This is a genomic window from Ancylobacter defluvii (genome assembly GCF_018390605.1).
In the GTDB taxonomy this organism is placed as follows: Bacteria; Pseudomonadota; Alphaproteobacteria; order Rhizobiales; family Xanthobacteraceae; genus Ancylobacter; species Ancylobacter defluvii.
On the sequence record NZ_JAHBGD010000005.1, the window covers coordinates 447339 to 465968 of the forward strand.

Below are 18630 nucleotides of genomic sequence, written 5' to 3' on the forward strand. Positions count from 1 at the left end.
GGCCCTAAGCCGCTCTCGCAGCCCGGATGGTGTGCAGCGCCTCCGGCTTGAGGTGGGTGTAGCGCCGCAGCATCTTCCAGTCCTTTTGGCCGGTCACGAGCGCCACCTGTTCGATGGCGAAGCCCGCCTCGAACAGCCGGCTAGTGCCTTCGTGGCGCAGATCGTGGAAATGCAGGTCTTCGATCTTGAGGTATCGGCATTGCCGTCGAAACGCAGTGCCGACCGAGCGGCCGTTGTAGGGGAAGATCCGGCCTTCTCGACGGCTCGAGGAGAATCCTTGCTCCTTGATGATCTCGCACGTGTCATAACCCGACACGTCGAGCAGTGGGATGCGCTGATGGTTGCCGTCCTTCCTGCGCGGGTCCTTGCGGTCCCGAATGAGCAGCATCCGCGTCCTCGGATCGAAGTCGCGCCACTCGACGCGGCAGATTTCTTCCTGGCGCATTACCGTCGCCACGGCAAAGCGCACGATCCGTCCGACGGGGATGCTCTGCCGAGGGTTCTCGTCCAGCGCGGCGATGATGCGATCAAGCTCATCCTGCGTCGGCCGGCGATCCCGCTCCTTACCTTCGATCCCGCTCCTTGCCTTTCCCGATCAGGCCGAGCCGCTTCAGGGCGATGCGCGCGAGATCGAGGGGCTCGGTCGAGAGTGTCACGCCGTGGACCGCCGCAGCGTGGGAGAGCACGGTCTTGATGTAACCGAAGTCCATGCTGACCGTGACCGGGCCAGCCCCTTCCTTCGCGCGGTCCTTGCCGTACTTGATGAGGCGCTCGCGATCGAGATCGGCGATCTTCAAAGCGCCGAGCGCCTCGTCGAGGGCGGTGAGGCAGAAGTCCTTGGAACGGACGATCCTGATACCCACTTCAGCCATGTCCTGGCGGTGGAGCTCGACGAGATCGTGGAAGCGTTTCGCGTCGCGCGACCTGCGCGTGACGGCGGGTTCCTGGCGATCGATGCGACGCTCCATGTCGAGCGCCCATTCCTCGGCATCCTTGCGGCGCAGGAACGTCTCATTGACGTACTGCCCCTTCCGACGGATCTGGGCTCTCCAGAAGCCGGATTTTAGTTTAGTGAGGGTAGCCAAGCCGTGTGCGCTCCGTGTGCACTCACGCGTCGAAAAATCGGAAACTGGGGCGTATCGTGGCGAAAAATCGAGTGTACACGACGAGACCCAACTCCTTGAAGTTGCAAAAATAATGTCGAAAAATCAATCATTTAGATTTTCCGTGGCGCCTATGATGGATTGGACCGATCGGCACTGCCGGGCGTTCCACCGCACGCTGTCAGCCCAGACGCTGCTCTACACCGAGATGGTCACCGCCAACGCAGTGATCCACGGCGACCGCGAGCGGCTGATCGGCTTTTCCTCCTTTGAGCATCCGGTGGCGCTGCAACTTGGCGGCTCGGATCCCGACACGCTCACGCGGGCGGCCGCCATCTGCGCCTCCTGGGGGTATGACGAGATCAACCTCAATGTCGGCTGCCCGTCCGACCGGGTGCAGGGCGGCAATTTCGGCGCCTGCCTGATGCGCGAGCCAGAGCTGGTCGCCGCCTGCGTCGCGGCGATGAAGGCGGAGGTCGGCATTCCCGTCACCGTAAAGTGCCGCATCGGCGTCGACGAGCAGGACCCGGAAGTCGCGCTCGACGCGCTCGCCGACGCGGTGCTGGCCGCGGGAGCCGACACCCTCACCGTGCATGCGCGCAAGGCGTGGCTGCAGGGACTGTCGCCGAAGGAGAACCGCGACATCCCGCCGCTCGACTATGACCGGGTGTACCGGCTGAAGCAGCGGCTGCCGCAGGTGCCGATCATCATCAATGGCGGCATAGGCTTGCTGGAGGAGGTGGAGCAGCACCTCGCCCATGTCGACGGAGTCATGCTGGGGCGTGCCGCCTATCAGCAGCCGGAATTGTTGCTCAACGTCGATTCGCGGCTGTTCGGCGGATCGGACAAGCATCCCGACGCGTTCGCCGCGGTGGAGGCATTCGAGCCCTATATCGCGGCGCATCTCGATGGCGGCGGGCGGCTGCACGACATCACCCGCCACATGCTCGGCCTGTTCACCGGCCGTCCGGGCGCACGGGCCTATCGCCGGCGTCTCGCCATCGAGGGGGTGAAGCCGGAGGCGGGCCTCGACGTGCTGCGCGCGGCGGTGGATGAGGTGCGCCGCGCCGAGGAACGGCGGGCACTGGTGGCATGATGATCGCTTCGCTCCCGCTCGACCAGATCCTCTGGCTGGTCGGCATCCTGGTTGTCGCCGGCTTCGCCACCGGCATTCTCGCCGGCCTGTTCGGCATCGGCGGCGGCGCCATCGTGGTGCCGGTGCTCTACGAGGTGTTCGGCGCCATCGGCGTGCCGGATGCCCTGCGCATGCATCTCGCCGTCGGCTCGGCGCTCGCCATCATCATGCCGACGGCCTTGCGATCCTTCTTCGCCCATCGCTCGCGCACCAAAATCAATACCGAGGTGCTGCGGCAATGGGTGGTGCCGCTGGTCGTCGGCGTGCTCGCCGGCACGGCGCTGGCGGCGGTTTCGCCGGACCGGGTGCTGCAACTGGCCTTCGTGGTGTTCGCGACGTTGATGTCGATACGCCTGCTGTTCGCCCGCGAAAGCTGGATTCTGGCCGACCAGTTGCCCGGCCCCTGGCCGATGCGGGCCTATGGCGTCTTCATCGGCGTCATTGCCTCGCTGGTTGGCATCAGCGGCGGCGGCATCGCGGTGGCGATCCTGTCGCTCTACCGGGTGCCGATCCATACCGCCATCGCGACCTCCTCCGGTCTCGGGGCGCTGATCGCGGTGCCGGGCGTGATCGGCTATGTGCTGGGTGGATGGCCACATCTCGCCGAACTGCCGCCGCTCTCGCTGGGGTTCATATCGATCCCCGGCGCCGTGCTGGTCGGGTCGATCGCCGTGCTGGCGGCGCCGCTCGGGGCGAAGCTGGCGCATCGCTTCACCAAGCGCCAGCTGGAAGTCGGCTTCGGTGTCTATCTCGCCCTGATGGGGCTGCGCTTCCTGGTGGCGCTGATCACCGGCTGAGGGGTTCGCCCCCCTCAGCGATCCAGGGCCTTGGCGCGCATCACCAGTTTCTCGCCGCGGATCTCGAAGCTGTCGAGACGCGAGAGGAAGGTCATGCCGAGCAGGCTGTGCTTGAGCGTACCGGGGCTGGCGATCAGTGCCGGCACCTGCCGCTCCTCGATGCTGCCGGCGATCGACACCCGGTCCAGCACAACCGCGGCGGCGCGGCCGCGGCCATTGGCGGTATCTATGGGAATGTCGTAGCGCAGCAGTTCCATCGGCAGGCCGGCGGCCACCGCGTCTTCCGGAGTCAGCACCACGCTGGAAGCGCCGGTGTCCACCAGCATCGGGATGCGGTTGCCGTTGATCTCGACGCGGATGTTGAAATCACCGTCGCGGGCGCGGGCAACCTCGATCGCCGGGCCGGTATCGTGGCCGATCGGCACCGCATAGCCAGGAGCGAGTTCGGCGAGCACGCGATAGGCGACGCCATGGATTTCAAAGCGATAGGTGTAGCCGACCCCCAGCACGGCGAAGATGGCCAGCCACAGGGCGGCGGCGCGCAGCGCGTCGCCGAGGCGGCCGGCAAAGGCCGCCACCGCGCCGGCGCCGACCATCAGCGCCACCGCGGACAGGGCGACGAGGCGGGTGAGCTGGTTGGTGGTGAGGCCGGCGATGCCGCCGGCTTCGGCGTTCCACACGATCAGGCCGATGCCGGCGGCAAGGCCGAACACCACCACCCACATGAAGCGGTCGGCATTCATCGCCCGGACTCGCGGCGGGTCTCGCGTCGGCTCTGGCGGGCGAGGCGGTTCATGATCGCGCGACGCGCGGTTTCGTCGAGGCTGGGCCAGGCGCCGATCTCCTCGAGCGTGCGCCCGCAGCCGACGCAATGGCGACCAGCGGCATCGAGTGCGCACACTCCGACACAGGGGGTAGAAACAAGGTTGGACATAGGAATCGGGCGGTTCATCCGATCGACCGCGCGAAGATAAGCGCCCCCAGAAGGAACGCAATCTCGACAGTCAATGCCGCCGCACCGGCGACGTCCCCCGTTTGCCCGCCAAATTTGGCCGACGCAAGGCGGACAACGCCAATCCACGCCAATGCAGCGATGAGAAGACCCGCGAGAAACCCCATCCAACCCATTGTCATCATAACGGAAACGACGCAGATCGCCAGCGTGGCGATCCCCGCCTTCCACAGTGTGGCGACCGCGGGGCGGCCGGCGCGACCGGCGAGGCCGTCCGGCCGCGCGGAGGGCAGAGCGCCGATCAGCCCCAGAGCCGCCAGCCGGGCGAGGGCCGAGGCGGCCACCAGGGCACCGCCGGCGCCGGCCCAGGAAAGGCCGGCCAGACCTTCCAGCGCGCCGATGCGCAGCAGCGTCGCCAGCAGCAGCGCCACCGCGCCGAAAGTGCCGAGCCGGCTGTCGCGCATGATGGCGAGCCGGCGGGCGCGATCCATGCCGCCGAGGCCGTCGGCGGTGTCGGCGAATCCGTCCTCGTGCAGCGCCCCGGTGGCGAGCACGAGCGCGCCGACCGCCAGCGTCGCGGCGAGGAAGGAGGGCAGGAGGGTGAGGGCAGTGAGGTGTACGATGACGCCGATCACGCCGACCATGGCGCCGGCGAGCGGGAAGGCCGGGCCGAGCCGGTCGAGATCGGGCGGGCCGTCCTCCGGCTCCCAGGCGAAGCGCGGCACCGGCAGCCGGGTGAGGAAGCGCAGCGCTGCCGGAAGGTATAGGAATATGGTCGGTCGGAAGGCCATGGGATCGGGGTTCGCTCAGCGCTCCAGCAGGACGTCGCCGGGCGGCAGGCGGTGCTCCCAGCCGGCGCGCTCCAGCTCCGGGATATCGGAGGGCGCGCGCGGATAGCCTATGCACAGATAGGCGGTGAGCCGCCAGTGCTGCGGCACGTCGAGCGCCGCCGCCACCGCCGGGGCATCAAGGATCGACACCCAGCCGAGGCCGAGGCCCCGCGCCGCCGCCGCCAGCCACAGCGTGTGCACCGCCAGCACGGCGGAATAGCCGAGCGTCTCCGGCATGGTGGCGCGGCCGAGGCCGTGGCCGGTCTGGGTTTGGGTATCGACGAAGACGGCGACCTGCTCGGGCGCGTCGTCGAGCCCGGCGAGCTTCAGCCGGGCATAGAGGCCGGCGCGTGCCTCCGGCTGGGCCGCCAGCGCCGCGGCATTGCAGCCCGTGAAGATGGCGCGGATATCCGCCCGCCGTCCCGGCGAGGCGACGCGCACGAAGCGCCAGGGCTGGCTGAGGCCGACGCTCGGCGCCTGGCAGGCCTGGCGGAGCAGGAGGTCGAGCACGCCCTCCGGCAACGGCCGCGCCTCGAAATGCCGGACGTCCCGCCGCCAGAGGAACAGGCGGTCGAGCTCATCGACGAAGGCGGGGGAAAAACTCGGCATCGGACTCCCGGCGGTGGCATGCCGGATCGCCGGCCGATCAAGATGTGCGCGAGCCGGCGGCGGAAGAAAAGCCCCGTACCGTTTTCCTCCGGCGCCTGTCCGCGGATCGCGCGATGCCGACGCGGCTTGGCGGCCGGGGTGAGGATCGGCGTTCGTCCCCCGGACCGCGTGAGCAGGGAGGCTACGGGCCGGCGCCGTCGAAAGGGAGCTGTTGGGCGAGTGGAGAGGACGAGGAGGGGCGATGCTCTCGCACCGGCTCCCGCGTATGAGCTTCAGAACCATCAAGGGCGGGAGTTCTGCGCGGATTCGCTTTCCCAACGATACCAAACGGACGGAGCGGGCCGTGGCGCCGAGCGGCCTCGCTCTCCATATGCCGCATTCCGCTCGGCCGCAGGACCGGCGCTGGATTGCCAAGACCGCCCGAGCTTCTTATGACCGCCAGCAACCGGCCTCCGCCTCACACTTCAGTGGATCGTTCCGAGATGACGGACTTCGTCACCATCGTTCCCCCCGCCCGCCCGATCGAGGGGCGCGTGGCTCCGCCGGGTTCCAAATCCATCACCAACCGGGCGCTGCTGCTCGCCGCGCTGGCGCGGGGGACGAGCCGGCTGACCGGGGCGCTGAAGAGCGACGACACACGGCGCATGGTCGAGGCGCTCCGGGCGATGGGCGTCGTCGTCGAGGAGCCCGACGCCACCTCCTTCGTCGTCACCGGCACCGGCCGGCTCCAGGCTCCCGCCGCGCCGCTGTTCCTCGGCAATGCCGGCACCGCGACGCGGTTCCTCACCGCCGCCGCCGCACTGGTGGAGGGCACCGTGGTGGTGACCGGCGACGCCCATATGCAGAAGCGGCCGATAGGGCCGCTGGTCGCCGCGCTGCGCAGCCTCGGGGTGGCGGCGGAGGCGCCGACCGGCTGCCCGCCCGTCACCATCCACGGCACCGACGGCTTCGACGGCGAGCGGGTGACCATCGATGCCGGCCTTTCCAGCCAATATGTCTCGGCGCTGCTGATGCTGGCGCCGGGCGGGCGCCGGCCGGTGGAGGTGGCGCTCAAGGGCGATGCCATCGGCGCGCGCGGCTATATCGACCTCACCTGCGCCGCCATGCGCCGCTTCGGCGCGCAGGTGGAGCAGCGGGACCTCGCGACCTGGGTGGTGCAGCCCGGCGCCTATCGGGCCACCGACCTGCATGTCGAGCCGGACGCCTCGGCGGCGACCTATCTGTGGGCGGCCGAGGTGCTGACCGGCGGCGCCATCGACATCGGCACCGCGCCGGAGGCCTTCACCCAGCCCGACGCCGCCGCCTATGCGGTGATCCGCCGGTTTCCCCACCTGCCGCCGGTGATCGACGGCTCGCAGATGCAGGACGCCGTGCCGACGCTCGCCGTGCTGGCCGCCTTCAACGCGACGCCGGTGCGCTTCACCGGCATCGCCAATCTCCGGGTGAAGGAATGCGACCGCGTCGCCGCCATGGCTACGGAGCTCTCGCGCCTGTCGCCGGGGCTGGCGGTGGAGGAGGGCGACGACCTGGTGGTGACGCCCGCCGCGCCGGAGCGGTTCGGCCCGGCCCGCATCGAGACCTATTCCGATCACCGCATCGCCATGAGCATGGCGCTGGCGGGCCTGCGCGTGCCCGGCGTGACCATTCTCGATCCCGGCTGCGTCGCCAAGACCTATCCCGATTACTGGCGCGACATCGCCGGCCTGGGCGTGGGGGTGCAGGCGGGCGGGTGAGAACGCCGGCCGGCCGGGCCGGGGCGTCGGGCGTCGTCGGAGGCCGAATGGAAGCGGGAAACGGCCCTTCGAGGGGATGGGCGATCGGGATCGTCGCCGTGCATCCCGCGCCTCTCGGAGCGGCGTCGTTCCGAGAAGCCCGGCCGACGGCCGGGCCTCGAAGGATGGAGGCGCCTTCGGCTTCGCCTCCGCTGGTCCGGGACGCGAGAGGGGCGGTTGCGAATTTGCTGGACGGGGATGTGGGAGACAGGCGGCTTCTCCTCCGTCGGGCGAGGACGCGAGGGGGCGGCTTTTCGGGGGCGCCGGCGAGGTTCGTGCCGGTTCGGGCCCGGCCTCGCCGGATTTATCGGTTGCCACCCGCCCGGCGAGGGGCTACCCCGCGCCTCGCATGAGCCGTCGCGGCTCGACCCGCTTCACGTTCGTCTGCCACCACCGCCAGCCCCGCCCGCCAGCCCCACGACCGCCAGCGAGACCTCCATGCAGCGCACCGCCACCGGGCTTCCCTTCGACGACATCCGCAACCTGTTCCTCGACCTGCCGGCGGCGAATGCCGAGGCGGAAGCGGCGGCGCGGGCGCGGCAGGGGCAACTCGTCAAGCCGCCCGGCGCGCTTGGACGGCTGGAGGAGATCGCGGTTCAGATCGCCGGCTGGCAGGGCCGCGAGATTCCGCGCATCGACCGCCCGACCGTGGCGGTGTTCGCCGGCACCCATGGCGTCGCCAAGCGCGGCGTCTCGCCCTATCCCGCCGAGGTGACCAAGCAGATGGTCGCCACCTTCACCGACGGCAAGGCGGCGGTGAACCAGATCTGCGGCGTGTTCGGCGCCGGGCTGCGGGTGTTCGATCTCGCCCTCGACATCCCGACCCGCGACATCGTCGAGGAGGACGCGCTGACCGAGGCCGAATGCGCCGCCACCATGGCGTTCGGCATGGAGGCACTCGCCGGCGAGCCGGACCTGCTGTGCCTCGGCGAGATGGGCATCGGCAACACCACGGTGGCGGCCGCGATCTATCACGGCCTCTATGGCGGCACCGCCGCCGAGTGGGTCGGCCCCGGCACCGGCGCCACCGGCACGGTGCTGGCCGCCAAGATCGCCGCGGTGGAGCAGGCGGTGGCGCGCTGCGCCGGCCATCTCGACGACCCCTTGGAAGTGCTGCGCCGACTCGGCGGGCGCGAGCTCGCCGCCATGGCCGGCGCCATCCTCGCCGCGCGCATGCAGCGTGTGCCGGTGGTGCTCGACGGCTATGTGGTGACCGCCGCCGCCGCGGTGCTGCACGCGCTCGACCCCAGGGCGCTCGACCATTGCTTCGCCGGCCACGTCTCGGCCGAGCCCGCGCATGGACGGGTGCTGGAGCGGCTCGGCCTGAAGCCGCTGCTCGATCTCGGCATGCGGCTCGGCGAGGGCTCCGGCGCGGCGTTGTCCATCGGCGTGATCAAGGCGGCCATCGCCTGCCATGCCGGCATGGCGACCTTCGCGGAAGCCGGCGTCGCGGACGCCTGAGCCGGATGCGTTCCCCCGGCGGCCGCTGGCGCGCCCCGCTTCGCCCGACCGGCGGATTTTCACGGCGCCTGCCCGGCGGCGGACGGGTGCCGCCCCGGCGCTGGCGCCGCTCGACCTGGGTGGCGGTGCTCATCGCGCTGGCGATGATCGCGCTCGCTCTGATCGCCGAGCGCTTCGTGCCGCCGCTCGACGGCGCGGTGCGGGTGGCGGACGGCGACAGCTTCGAACTCGGCGGCACCCGGGTGCGGCTGGAGGGCATCGACGCGCCGGAGCTGCACCAGAGCTGCGGCGCGCCGGCTGCGCCCTGGCCCTGCGGCGAGCGGGCGAGGGCGGCGATGCAGCAGGCGGTGGCGGCCGCCGGCAAGGGTGGCGTGACCTGCCGGCCGGTCGACGATGACCGCTATGGCCGCGCGGTCTCGATCTGCGAGGCGGGCGGGCGCGATCTCGGGGCGCGGATGGTCGGCGAGGGCTGGGCGGTGGCGACCTCCTCCGCCTATCGCAGCGAGGAGGCGGCGGCGCGGGCCGCCGGACGCGGCATCTGGTCCGGCCCGTTCGAGATGCCGGCGGATTTTCGCGCCCGGCAGCGGTGACACCATGCCGGGCAGGGGCCATGTAAGGCGCATGGACGCCTCGCCTTCCTCCCTCGACACGCTGCTTGCCGAGATCCGCGCCTGCCGGGTGTGCGTTGAGCACCCGCTGGGAAAGCCGCTGCCGCACGCGCCGCGCCCGGTGCTGCATGTGAGCGCCACCGCGCGGCTGCTGGTGGCCGGGCAGGCGCCGGGCACCAAGGTGCATGCCTCTGGCCGCTCCTTCGACGACGCCTCCGGCGACCGGCTGCGCCAGTGGCTCGGCATCGACCGCGCCACCTTTTATGACGAAGCCCGCATCGCCATCGCCGCCATGGGCTTCTGCTTCCCCGGCCAGGACGCCAAGGGTGGCGACCTGCCGCCGCGCCGGGAATGCGCGGCGCTTTGGCACGACAAGCTGTTTGCGGCGCGGCCGCCCTTCGATCTCGTGGTGGCGGTGGGCAGCGCTTCGCAGGCCTATCACCTGAAGCGGCTGGGGCTGGCGTCCTTCGCGGCGCTGAGCCTCACCGAGCGGGTGTCGCGCTGGCGGGAGATCTGGGAGGCGCGGGAGGGGCCGCGCCTGCTGCCGCTGCCGCACCCCTCCTGGCGCAACACCGGCTGGTTGAAGCGCCACCCGTGGTTCGAGGCCGAGCTGGTTCCGGTGCTGCGCGCCGAGGTGGCGCTTCTGGTGCGGTGAGGCGCCTCAGTGCGACAGGGCGACGTGGCGGTTGAGCCGGCGCTCCAGCACGTCCCACACCCGGCGCACGATCTCGACCATCAGCAGGTACAGCACCGCCGCCCACAGATAGACCTCCATGTCGTAGGAGCGCGAGAAGGCGAGGCGGGTGACGCCCATCAGGTCGTAGACCGTCACCACCGAGGCGATGGCGCTCGACTTGATCATCAGCACCACCTCGTTGCCGAGCGGCCGTAGCCCGATGGCGTAGGCCTGTGGCAGGATGACGGTGCGGTAGACCTGGTAGGGCGACAGGCCGAGCGACTTGCCGCCCTCGCTCTGGCCGACCGGCAGGCTTTCAATGCCGCCGCGCAGGATCTCGGCCTGATAGGCGGCGGTGTTGAGGGTGAAGGTGAACACCGCGCAATTGAAGGCGTCGCGGAAGAACCACCACAGGCCGATATCGGTGAAGAACTCGCGAAACTGGCCGGCGCCGTAATAGACCAGGAAGGTCTGGGCCAGCAGCGGCGTGCCGCGGAAGAAATACGAATAGCCGAAGGCGAGGCGGGAGGTGATCTTGCCGCCGCTGACGCGGGCGATGGCGAGCGGCAGCGCCAGCAGCGCGCCGAACAGCATCGACAGCCCGACCAGTTCGAGCGTCACCCCCACGCCCTGCAGGAAGCGCAGGCCGTAGCGGTCCATCAGATCGGCATTGAGGCCGACGAAGCCCATCAGCGCCAGAAAACCCTGGCCGATCGGCGTGAGCAGCGCATCCAGCATCATTTCGCTCCCGCCCGCTTGAGGCCGCGGCTGGCGCGGGCTTCGGCGCGGGTCAGCACCAGACTGGAGAGGATGGAGAAGGCGAGATAGATGAGGCAGGCCACCAGATAGAAGAAGAACGGCTGCTTGGTGACGCCGACCGCGATCGCGGTCTGCCGCATCAGGTCGTTGATGGCGATCACCGAGACCAGCGAGGTATCCTTCATCAGCACCATCCAGTTGTTGGACAGGCCGGGCAGCGCGACGCGCCACAGCTGCGGGAACACCACGAAACGGAACGCCTGCCATTTCGGCAGGCCGAGGGCGAAGGCGGCTTCCTTCTGCCCGCGCGGCACCGCCTTCAGCGCCGCATAGAACACCTCCGAGGAGAAGGCGGCGAGCACCAGGCCGAGCGCCAGCACCCCGGCGAGGAACTGGTTCACCTCCACCGTGGCGCCGGGCGAGACATAGCCGGCGAGGCGGGTGAGCAGCATCTGCCCGCCATAATAGACGATGAACAGCGTCAGCAGCTCCGGCAGGCCGCGGAACACGGTGGTGAACAGGTTGGCCGCCGCCCGCGCGATCGGCGAGGGCGCATCCTTGCCGAGGGCGACGAGCAGCCCGAGCGCGAGGCCGAAGGGCAGGGTGGACAGCGCCAGCTCGACGGTGAGCAGCGCGCCGCGGGCGATCTCGTCGCCCCAGCCGCCGGGACCGAAGGAAAGCAGGGTCAGGAATTCCATCCCGGGATCAGCGCTCCGCTAGCGGGCCGGTGGGGTCGCCTGGCCGCTGCCCGGCCGCTGCCTCGCCAGGCGACGGCACCTGTCCGGGACGCGCGCCAGATTCGGCAGACGGGAACATGGTACGGCCGCGCAGGTGGTTCAACCTCGGCCGACCATGCCCGGACGGGCGGCGAATGGCGGGCGCCATGCCGGGGAGCCTCGGCCCGGAACGGCGCCCGCCGGTGGTCAGTAGACGTTGTGGTCAGTAGGCGGTGCGGTCAGTAGACGCTGAAGGGGAAATACTTGTCGTTGATGGCCTTATAGGTGCCGTCGGCGAGGATCTCGTCGATCGCCTTGTTGAACATCGCCACCAGATCCGCGTCATCCTTGCGGATGCCGACGCCGACGCCCTCGCCGAAATACTTCGCATCGGTGTATTCGGCGCCGGTGAACTTGCAGCAGGCGCCATCCTTGGAATTCAGCCATTCCAGCAGCACCACCTTATCGGCGAGGATGGCGTCGAGGCGGCCATTGGCGAGGTCGAGATTGGCCTCGTCCTGCTTGCCGTACAGCTTCACCTCGGCGCCGGCCTTGGCGTAGACGTCCTCGAGATAGTTGGAGTGGATGGTCGATCCCTGGGCGCCGAGCACCTTGCCCTTGAGCGCCGCCGGCGAGGTCTCGGTGATCTTGGAATCCTTGCGCACCGCGAAGGTGGCGGGGGTCTTGTAGTACTTCTTCGAGAAGTCGATCTGCTTCTGGCGCTCTTCGGTGATCGACATCGAGGCGGCGATGGCGTCGTATTTGCCGGCGAGCAGCGCCGGGATGATGCCGTCCCAGTCCTGGGCGACGAAGGTGCATTCCACCTTCATCTTCGCGCACAGCGCCTTGGCGATGTCGATATCGAAGCCCTTTAGCTCGTTGTTCTCGACATAGTTGAAGGGCGGATAGGCACCCTCGGTGCCGATGCGGACGGTTTTCCATTCCTTGGCGGAGGCGCCGCCGACGGCGGCCACGACCATGATGGCGGCCGCCGCGAAACGGGTGACGAGGCTCATTCTGTTCCCCTTTGGAAGATTGCCCTGGGCCGGTATTTTTTTGTTCCGGCCCGGCCGATGCTGGCATTTTTCCGGGGGCTTGCGCAACGGGGCTGATGCATTGTTGGTCAATAGTCGAGATTGACCGTAAAGCGGGCATAAAAAAGGGGATGGCGGGTGGCGCCATCCCCCTTGGCGGCTGTAGGTGGCTCAGGCTGCGACGGAAGCGGCGAGGCCGAGGGACTCCGCGCGGGCGGCGAGGCGGGCGCGGGTGGCGGGTGCCAATTGGCGTGCGGACTTCACGCGCGGCAGGTCAATCTCGGGGATCGCCGGCCCGGCGTCGCCATAAAGCGCGACATATTCGGCATAGTTGTCGAAGCGGCGACGCGCGACATTATCGACATAGGTCTCCGCCGGCACGCCTTCGGCAAGGATCAGCGCGTGGTCTTCCAGCTCGATGTGGAAATAGGCGAAGGTCTTCGGCATGTCGCTGTGGCGGATGATGGTCGTGCCATTCACCAATGCCCCGGCCTGGACCAGCATGCCGTCGATCTCCAGTGCATGATCGGACGAGACGAAGAGGTCGCGCACCGGCAGGTTGTCGCCGAGCGCGCCGGCGCGGACCAGGATCGGCATCACCTTCAGCGGATCGGCGAAGACGGTGGAGATCATCTGCCGTGCCAGCCACCGCACCGGCCGGGCGGAGCCGTCGGCGGTGAGCACGAGGTCGCCGGACTTCAGCGTCTCGATGGCCGCCTCGCCCGAGGGGGTGGCGATCATCGTGCCGGCCAGGAAGCACACAACGACCGACACCGGTTGAACGTTGAAGTTCTGGTTGGGAAGATATTCCTGATTCGAGAAGACGTAATAATTCCCGTCCGGCCCCAGCGCGACATAGCCTCCAAGGCTCTGTTCCTCGCCTACATATTCGTAGGCCCCGTCATATTCTGCGGCGGTCGCGGGGTCGCTGAAGGTGAAGGGTACATCCTCCCCCACGGAGATCGTATCGTCAGTGGCGTCGCCCGTGGCGGCGGCGTCCGCAACCTGCGAGGTAATAGTATACTGATTGGTCCCACCGGGCGTGACCAAGTAAAGATAAGCGGTTGTGAAATCGACCATTTTCTGCCCCCATAGCCGGTTTACTTCGAAATTCATACGATTGATTGGGATGGATGTGATCAATATTGCCAAGTTCGGAACAAATGGCAATTTGAAATGACCGATAAGGTTCACTGTATGGTGTTGTTGTCGATAGCGAAGAGGAATTGATCCGCGGGACTTGAGCGGCTCCGCCGGGACCGTTGCGTCGCATGCCCCGGTTTCGACCGGCGCGCCGGCCGAGGCTCGCCCGCCGCCATGCGTCGCGGCTGTCGCCGATGAAGCGGGCCATAAGCCCTCGCGATCACCCTATAATTCCCGACGGGTTGACGCTGGCGGCGCCGTGGTGTCTCACCGTTTCGAGTTGTTCCAGCATCTGGTCGGGAGTTGCGACATGGCGGTGAGCGCGGACGAGGTCAAGGCACGGCTGGCGCAGGTTTCCGCGCCGGACGGGCGCCCGATAACCGAGTCGGGGGTGCTTTCGGACATCCTCGTCTCCGACGGCAAGGTGTATCTCTCGATCACCGTGGACGCGCGCGAGGCGCAGGCCTGGGAGCCGGTGCGCGCGGCGGTGGAGCGCACCGTGCGGGCGACGCCCGGCGTGACCTCGGCGCTGGTGGCGCTGACCGCCGAACGCAAGGCCGGCGCGGCCCCCGCGCCGACCGGCGGTTCGTCGACGACGCCGGTGCGCGTCTCGGGGCAGGCGGGGCATTCGCATGCCGACCATTCGCATGCCGGGCACGCGCATGCCGGCCATACCCATGCGCCGCAGCCGCCGGCCGATCCGCAGAAGGAAGGTCGCGGCCTGCCGGGCGTGGGCGCCATCATCGCGGTGGCCTCCGGCAAGGGCGGGGTGGGCAAATCGACGCTCGCCGCCAATCTGGCGCTGGGGCTGTCGGCGCTGGGGCTGAAGGTCGGCCTGCTCGACGCCGACATTTACGGCCCCTCGGTGCCGCGGCTGATGGGGCTGAAGGGCAAGCCGGATGTCGAGGGCCGCATGTTGCAGCCGATGTCGTCCTGGGGCCTGAAGGTGATGTCGATCGGCTTCCTGGTCGAGGAAGAGACGCCGATGATCTGGCGCGGGCCGATGGTGATGTCCGCCATCAGCCAGATGCTGAAGGAAGTGGCCTGGGCGCCGCTCGACATTCTCGTCGTCGACATGCCGCCCGGCACCGGCGACGCGCAGCTGACCATGGCGCAGCAGGTGCCGCTGGCCGGCGCGGTGATCGTCTCCACCCCGCAGGACCTCGCCCTGATCGACGCGCGGCGCGGCATCGCCATGTTCCAGAAGGTGAACGTGCCGGTGCTCGGCGTGGTCGAGAACATGAGCTACTTCCTGTGCCCGCATTGCGGCACCCGCTCGGATATTTTCGGCCATGGCGGGGCGCGGCACGAGGCGCAGCGGCTCGGCGTGCCGTTCCTCGGCGAGGTGCCGCTGCAGATGGCGATTCGCGAGACCTCCGACGCCGGCCGCCCGATCGTGGCGACCCAGCCGGAGAGCCCGGAAGCGCAGATCTATCGCGACATCGCCGCCGCGGTGCGGGCGACGCTGGCCGGCGGCCGCGCCACTGCCCGCCCGGCGCCGCGCATCGTGATCGAGAGCTGAGGCTCAGTCGGCCGGCGGCGGGGTGAAGAAGCTCTCCAGTTCGGCAAAGCCCATGGCATCGGCCGCGAAATCGAAGCGGCCGGTGGCCTGCATCTCACGGGCCGCCCGCGCGAAGCTGCCATAGGCGAGCCGGGCGAGGGTGGAGCCGATGCTGACCCGCTTCACGCCGGCTTCCGCCAGCTCGGCCAAGGTGAAGCGGGTCGCACCGATGCCGATGACGACATTGACCGGCTTGGACACCGCCGCGCAGACCGTCCGCACCGCCGCGATGTCCGGCAGGCCGGGCGCGTAGAGCACGTCGGCGCCGGCGGCCTCGAAGGCCTGCAGGCGGGCGATGGTGTCGTCGAGATCCGGTCGCGCCCAGAGGAAGTTCTCGGCTCGCGCGGTCAGCACGAAATCCTCCGCCAGCGCGCGCCTGGCCTCGACGGCGGCGGCGATGCGCTCCACGGCCAGCGTGAACTCATAGATCGGGGCGTCGCGCCGGCCGGTGTGATCCTCGAGCGACCCGCCAGCCAGGCCGATGGCGGCGGCGGCGCGGATCGTTTCCGCCGCGCTCTCCGGGCTGTCGCCCAGACCGTTCTCGAGATCGGCGGACACCGGAAGCTCGGTTGCCGCGACGATGCCGGCACAATGGGCCAGAAGGCCCTCCCGCGAGGTCCGGCCTTCCATCACGCCGTGCGAGAAATCCATGCCGGCGCTGGTGGTGGCGAGCGCCGGAAAGCCCAGCGCCGCGAGGATGCGCGCCGTGCCGGCATCCCACGGATTGGGCAGGATGAACGCACCCGCACCTTCATGCAGGGCACGGAATCGCGCGGCTTTGCCGGGCATCGGGGTTCTCCGGAGCAAGGACGAAAGGCACCCTAGCCCCTGCAAAGGAACATATCAAGAACATATGGTTGCCGGTCTTTTCCCATGAAAGCAGGCGATGCGCGGGCTCACCCTCGACAAAAGGCGAAAGCGCGACGCCGTTGCGCTGGGGCAAGCCGTGGCGTACCAGTAGTGAAAATAAGCAATTCGAGTGCGGAGCCGCGCAAATGCGCCTACCGCGCCGTGAGGAAGCCCCAGTAGGAGACACTGTATGAAGCGCCGTCAGTTTTTGGCCGCCGCCGGTTCCGGCGTCGCGGCAACCGCTGCCCTTGCCGCCCCCGCCATCGCCCAGTCGGCGCCCGAAGTGAAGTGGCGCCTGGCATCCAGCTTCCCGAAGTCGCTCGACACCATCTATGGCGGCGCGGAAGTGATGTCGAAGATGGTTTCCGAGCTGACCGACGGCAAGTTCCAGATCCAGGTATTCGCCGCCGGCGAGCTGGTGCCCGGCCTGCAGGTGCTTGACGCGGTACAGAACAACACCGTCGAGATGTGCCACACCGTCTCGTATTATTTCGTCGGCAAAGATCCGACCTTCGCCGTTGCCGCCTCGGTGCCGTTCGGGCTTAACGCCCGCATGCAGAACGCCTGGCTGTTCCAGAACGGCGGCAACGAGCTCTTCAACGAATTCTACAAGAAGTACAACGTCTACGGTCTTCCTTGCGGCAATACCGGCGCCCAGATGGGCGGCTGGTTCGCCAAGGAGATCAAGTCGGTTGCCGACATGAACGGCCTCAAGATGCGCATCGGCGGCATTGCCGGGCAGGTGATGGCCAAGCTCGGCGTGGTGCCGCAGCAGATCGCCGGCGGCGATATCTATCCGGCGCTGGAGAAGGGCACCATCGACGGCGCCGAGTGGATCGGCCCCTATGACGACGAGAAGCTCGGCTTCTACAAGGTGGCCAAGTTCTACTATTATCCCGGCTGGTGGGAAGGTGGCCCGACCATCCACGCCTTCGCCAATCTCGCCAAGTACAACGAACTGCCCAAGACCTACCAGGCGGCGCTGACCGCGGCCTGCACCTATGCCAACACCATCATGAACGCCCGCTATGACGTGCAGAACCCGCCGGCGATCAAGCGGCTGGTGGCGAACGGCACCCAGCTGCGGCCCTATCCGATGGAAGTGATGGAAGCCTCGCTCAAGGCCACCAACGAATTGTGGGGCGAAATCTCCGCCAAGAACGCCGACTTCAAGAAGGCGATCGATGCCATGCAGGCGTTCCGCAACGAGGAATATCTGTGGTGGCAGGTAGCTGAATACACCTTCGACAGCTTCCAGATCCGCACCCGCCCGCGCGGCTGATCGACCGCGGCGCGCCCGTCGCGACAGGTCCGGGCCCGGTCCCGGACGTGTCGTTCCGCGAGTGACGCCGGGCCTGGTCCCACGCCGGCTCATCCAGCAAGCGAAATGCCCGGGCATTGTCCGGGCATTTTCTTGTTGGAGCGTGACCTGCCGGGTTTGTCGGGCTCCGCGAAGAAGGGCCGGACCTTACCGCCCGACGGTCGCCTCGCACTCCACGGTGAACTGGTTCTTGATCACCTCCGGCAGCGTGCGGGGTCCATAGGTCTTCTTCGCCCGCGCCATGCATTGCTGGAACGGGGTTCCGGTTGACGCGTGCCGGCCGTGCATCGCGGCGCGCAGGGCATGCGCGCCTAAGCCGAGCGCGAGGGTGGCGAGCAGCGTGGCGAGAATGCGGGCCACGGCGTTCTCCTGTCCGGCGGCCATCGACGTCGTCATCCTATACACCGCTTCATCGTCCCCGGATTGCCGCATCGCCGCAATTTGCCGCGATCGACGAGATGGGCGGATCTGGCGGGCGCATGGGCATGCTGCCGATCGAGGAGAGCGGCGATGTCCGCAACGGGCGGAAGCTCGTCGGGCTCGAGGGTCGGTGAGGCCGGGCATGGCACCGTCATCGTGTCGCTAGGGGCACCAATGGACATCCGTTTCCTTTCAACGCCGTCACATCCTCGTGGGGGACAAGGCGCCGGAACGGTGCGCCGGCGAATTGATGAGGGGAGCATCCTTGCCGGAGCCGGAGCCAGCGGCGCGGCGAGGGGAGGCGTCAGCATCGCGGCCGGTATCTCGGCGGCGGTATCGGGCGGTAACATCGTGGCACGCGGTCAGTTCCGAATGGCGACACCCACGGTCTGCCGTCGACCAGCATCCGGCGAGGCTCTGCCGGGGGAACCGCACAGCGTGGCTGGTCGCGGCGGGACCGGGCCTGCATCGGCGGACGTGCCGCCCGCGCTGCCGGTGGCCGGTGCTTCAGCACCGTCCGGCCCGCCTTTGGCAGGAACCGCCGGTGGCGCGCGAGGCCAGCGGCGGGGGCTTCCGGCCGGTGCCGCCCGGATGACCGGACCGGTCGCGAAATTCCGGCCGCGCCGCCTCCGCGCATCGCCGCGCCGCCGCGGTCGCCGGCCGGGTTCGATGCCGCGCGGGAGCGCCATTTTCAGAGAAAAAGGCCGCTCTGTTTTCAAAAGGGAGTTCGCACTTCGTTCGACCGGGAGCGCGGCGGCCGCCTCCCGGATGGCGCGGTGCAATTCGTCGAAGCGTCACATCGGCGATTGCTCTCGGCGGATGGCTGTAGCAAAGACATTCCGCTCAATGTCCCGCGCCGGTCACGACGGGCAAGGCGGGATGAA

At 68.7% G+C, this 18630-nt stretch carries 20 protein-coding genes; 8 read left to right on the plus strand and 12 right to left on the minus strand.

The window, feature by feature from the left end; genetic code table 11:
• Positions 1-4 precede the first annotated feature (4 nt).
• Together KHC24_RS24960 and KHC24_RS24965 are read right to left on the minus strand one after the other, a co-directional pair.
• Complete coding sequence (locus KHC24_RS24960; protein ID WP_309299369.1) at positions 5-574, minus strand: site-specific integrase; 570 nt, start codon at positions 572-574, stop codon at positions 5-7.
• A complete protein-coding gene (locus KHC24_RS24965) occupies positions 564-1085 on the minus strand; it encodes a hypothetical protein (RefSeq protein WP_246546133.1) in 522 nt (173 codons plus the stop codon). Before KHC24_RS24965 ends, KHC24_RS24960 begins: the two co-directional genes overlap by 11 nt.
• A gap of 112 nt (positions 1086-1197) precedes the next feature.
• Between KHC24_RS24965 and dusA the strand changes: the two genes are divergently transcribed.
• Both dusA and KHC24_RS04735 read left to right on the plus strand, forming a co-directional pair.
• Positions 1198-2199, plus strand: a complete 1002-nt coding sequence (gene dusA / locus KHC24_RS04730; protein ID WP_213359789.1) for a tRNA dihydrouridine(20/20a) synthase DusA — start codon at positions 1198-1200, stop codon at positions 2197-2199.
• The gene (locus KHC24_RS04735; RefSeq protein WP_246546137.1) at positions 2196-3035 is read left to right on the plus strand and encodes a sulfite exporter TauE/SafE family protein; all 840 of its coding nucleotides are present in this window, start codon (positions 2196-2198) and stop codon (positions 3033-3035) included. Before dusA ends, KHC24_RS04735 begins: the two co-directional genes overlap by 4 nt.
• 14 nt (positions 3036-3049) lie before the next feature.
• On the opposite strand, the gene KHC24_RS04740 is transcribed toward KHC24_RS04735, so the two are convergent.
• Genes KHC24_RS04740 through bluB form a run of 4 tightly spaced genes read right to left on the minus strand, consistent with a single transcriptional unit; the run spans position 3050 to position 5426 of the window.
• A complete protein-coding gene (locus KHC24_RS04740) occupies positions 3050-3778 on the minus strand; it encodes a retropepsin-like aspartic protease family protein (RefSeq protein WP_213359796.1) in 729 nt (242 codons plus the stop codon).
• A complete protein-coding gene (locus KHC24_RS04745) occupies positions 3775-3987 on the minus strand; it encodes a DUF1289 domain-containing protein (RefSeq protein WP_309299367.1) in 213 nt (70 codons plus the stop codon). The genes KHC24_RS04740 and KHC24_RS04745 overlap by 4 nt, the downstream gene beginning before the upstream one ends.
• Positions 3984-4778, minus strand: a complete 795-nt coding sequence (cobS, locus tag KHC24_RS04750; protein ID WP_213359800.1) for an adenosylcobinamide-GDP ribazoletransferase — start codon at positions 4776-4778, stop codon at positions 3984-3986. The genes KHC24_RS04745 and cobS overlap by 4 nt, the downstream gene beginning before the upstream one ends.
• 15 nt (positions 4779-4793) lie before the next feature.
• Positions 4794-5426: a 5,6-dimethylbenzimidazole synthase gene (bluB, locus tag KHC24_RS04755; RefSeq protein WP_246546138.1), complete on the minus strand. Its 633-nt coding sequence runs from the start codon at positions 5424-5426 to the stop codon at positions 4794-4796.
• Positions 5427-5908: 482 nt separating this feature from the next.
• Between bluB and KHC24_RS04760 the strand changes: the two genes are divergently transcribed.
• The 4 genes from KHC24_RS04760 to KHC24_RS04775 all read left to right on the plus strand — a co-directional run bounded on the left by KHC24_RS04760 (position 5909) and on the right by KHC24_RS04775 (position 9922).
• Positions 5909-7159 (plus strand): 3-phosphoshikimate 1-carboxyvinyltransferase, encoded by a 1251-nt coding sequence (locus KHC24_RS04760; RefSeq protein ID WP_213359809.1) that lies wholly within the window; start codon positions 5909-5911, stop codon positions 7157-7159.
• 477 nt (positions 7160-7636) lie between these two features.
• Positions 7637-8659 carry a nicotinate-nucleotide--dimethylbenzimidazole phosphoribosyltransferase gene (cobT, locus tag KHC24_RS04765; protein WP_213359813.1) on the plus strand — a complete coding sequence of 341 codons (1023 nt, stop codon included), beginning with the start codon at positions 7637-7639 and terminating at the stop codon, positions 8657-8659.
• A gap of 5 nt (positions 8660-8664) precedes the next feature.
• The gene (locus KHC24_RS04770) at positions 8665-9249 is read left to right on the plus strand and encodes a thermonuclease family protein (RefSeq protein WP_246546139.1); all 585 of its coding nucleotides are present in this window, start codon (positions 8665-8667) and stop codon (positions 9247-9249) included.
• Between the two features lie 31 nt (positions 9250-9280).
• A complete protein-coding gene (locus tag KHC24_RS04775) occupies positions 9281-9922 on the plus strand; it encodes a uracil-DNA glycosylase family protein (protein WP_213359817.1) in 642 nt (213 codons plus the stop codon).
• Positions 9923-9928: 6 nt separating this feature from the next.
• On the opposite strand, the gene KHC24_RS04780 is transcribed toward KHC24_RS04775, so the two are convergent.
• The 4 genes from KHC24_RS04780 to KHC24_RS04795 all read right to left on the minus strand — a co-directional run bounded on the left by KHC24_RS04780 (position 9929) and on the right by KHC24_RS04795 (position 13532).
• Complete coding sequence (locus tag KHC24_RS04780; RefSeq protein ID WP_213359821.1) at positions 9929-10684, minus strand: ABC transporter permease; 756 nt, start codon at positions 10682-10684, stop codon at positions 9929-9931.
• Positions 10681-11400 (minus strand): ABC transporter permease, encoded by a 720-nt coding sequence (locus tag KHC24_RS04785; protein WP_213359822.1) that lies wholly within the window; start codon positions 11398-11400, stop codon positions 10681-10683. The genes KHC24_RS04780 and KHC24_RS04785 overlap by 4 nt, the downstream gene beginning before the upstream one ends.
• 257 nt (positions 11401-11657) lie before the next feature.
• Positions 11658-12434, minus strand: coding sequence for an ABC transporter substrate-binding protein (locus tag KHC24_RS04790; protein ID WP_213359829.1), 777 nt, complete (start codon positions 12432-12434; stop codon positions 11658-11660).
• A gap of 189 nt (positions 12435-12623) precedes the next feature.
• The gene (locus tag KHC24_RS04795) at positions 12624-13532 is read right to left on the minus strand and encodes a Hint domain-containing protein (protein ID WP_213359832.1); all 909 of its coding nucleotides are present in this window, start codon (positions 13530-13532) and stop codon (positions 12624-12626) included.
• A 373-nt stretch (positions 13533-13905) separates the two neighbouring features.
• Between KHC24_RS04795 and KHC24_RS04800 the strand changes: the two genes are divergently transcribed.
• Complete coding sequence (locus KHC24_RS04800; RefSeq protein ID WP_213359834.1) at positions 13906-15117, plus strand: Mrp/NBP35 family ATP-binding protein; 1212 nt, start codon at positions 13906-13908, stop codon at positions 15115-15117.
• A 3-nt stretch (positions 15118-15120) separates the two neighbouring features.
• On the opposite strand, the gene KHC24_RS04805 is transcribed toward KHC24_RS04800, so the two are convergent.
• Entirely contained in the window at positions 15121-15945 is an 825-nt protein-coding gene (locus KHC24_RS04805) for an isocitrate lyase/PEP mutase family protein (RefSeq protein WP_213359836.1), read from the minus strand.
• 250 nt (positions 15946-16195) lie between these two features.
• Between KHC24_RS04805 and KHC24_RS04810 the strand changes: the two genes are divergently transcribed.
• Entirely contained in the window at positions 16196-17287 is a 1092-nt protein-coding gene (locus KHC24_RS04810; protein WP_213359838.1) for a TRAP transporter substrate-binding protein, read from the plus strand.
• Between the two features lie 186 nt (positions 17288-17473).
• Here the strand turns inward: KHC24_RS04810 and KHC24_RS04815 are convergent, their stop codons facing one another.
• Positions 17474-17710: a hypothetical protein gene (locus KHC24_RS04815; RefSeq protein WP_213359840.1), complete on the minus strand. Its 237-nt coding sequence runs from the start codon at positions 17708-17710 to the stop codon at positions 17474-17476.
• Positions 17711-18630: the final 920 nt, after the last annotated feature.

Excerpts from the sequence above, each read along its gene's own strand:
- dusA (WP_213359789.1), top strand. The coding sequence starts at position 1,198 with ATGTCGAAAAATCAATCATTTAGATTTTCCGTGGCGCCTATGATGGAT.
- KHC24_RS04735 (WP_246546137.1), top strand. The coding sequence starts at position 2,196 with ATGATGATCGCTTCGCTCCCGCTCGACCAGATCCTCTGGCTGGTCGGC.
- KHC24_RS04740 (WP_213359796.1), bottom strand. The coding sequence starts at position 3,778 with ATGAATGCCGACCGCTTCATGTGGGTGGTGGTGTTCGGCCTTGCCGCC.
- KHC24_RS04745 (WP_309299367.1), bottom strand. The coding sequence starts at position 3,987 with ATGAACCGCCCGATTCCTATGTCCAACCTTGTTTCTACCCCCTGTGTC.
- cobS (WP_213359800.1), bottom strand. The coding sequence starts at position 4,778 with ATGGCCTTCCGACCGACCATATTCCTATACCTTCCGGCAGCGCTGCGC.
- bluB (WP_246546138.1), bottom strand. The coding sequence starts at position 5,426 with ATGCCGAGTTTTTCCCCCGCCTTCGTCGATGAGCTCGACCGCCTGTTC.
- KHC24_RS04760 (WP_213359809.1), top strand. The coding sequence starts at position 5,909 with ATGACGGACTTCGTCACCATCGTTCCCCCCGCCCGCCCGATCGAGGGG.
- cobT (WP_213359813.1), top strand. The coding sequence starts at position 7,637 with ATGCAGCGCACCGCCACCGGGCTTCCCTTCGACGACATCCGCAACCTG.
- KHC24_RS04770 (WP_246546139.1), top strand. The coding sequence starts at position 8,665 with ATGCGTTCCCCCGGCGGCCGCTGGCGCGCCCCGCTTCGCCCGACCGGC.
- KHC24_RS04775 (WP_213359817.1), top strand. The coding sequence starts at position 9,281 with ATGGACGCCTCGCCTTCCTCCCTCGACACGCTGCTTGCCGAGATCCGC.
- KHC24_RS04780 (WP_213359821.1), bottom strand. The coding sequence starts at position 10,684 with ATGATGCTGGATGCGCTGCTCACGCCGATCGGCCAGGGTTTTCTGGCG.
- KHC24_RS04785 (WP_213359822.1), bottom strand. The coding sequence starts at position 11,400 with ATGGAATTCCTGACCCTGCTTTCCTTCGGTCCCGGCGGCTGGGGCGAC.
- KHC24_RS04790 (WP_213359829.1), bottom strand. The coding sequence starts at position 12,434 with ATGAGCCTCGTCACCCGTTTCGCGGCGGCCGCCATCATGGTCGTGGCC.
- KHC24_RS04795 (WP_213359832.1), bottom strand. The coding sequence starts at position 13,532 with ATGGTCGATTTCACAACCGCTTATCTTTACTTGGTCACGCCCGGTGGG.
- KHC24_RS04800 (WP_213359834.1), top strand. The coding sequence starts at position 13,906 with ATGGCGGTGAGCGCGGACGAGGTCAAGGCACGGCTGGCGCAGGTTTCC.
- KHC24_RS04805 (WP_213359836.1), bottom strand. The coding sequence starts at position 15,945 with ATGCCCGGCAAAGCCGCGCGATTCCGTGCCCTGCATGAAGGTGCGGGT.
- KHC24_RS04810 (WP_213359838.1), top strand. The coding sequence starts at position 16,196 with ATGAAGCGCCGTCAGTTTTTGGCCGCCGCCGGTTCCGGCGTCGCGGCA.
- KHC24_RS04815 (WP_213359840.1), bottom strand. The coding sequence starts at position 17,710 with ATGGCCGCCGGACAGGAGAACGCCGTGGCCCGCATTCTCGCCACGCTG.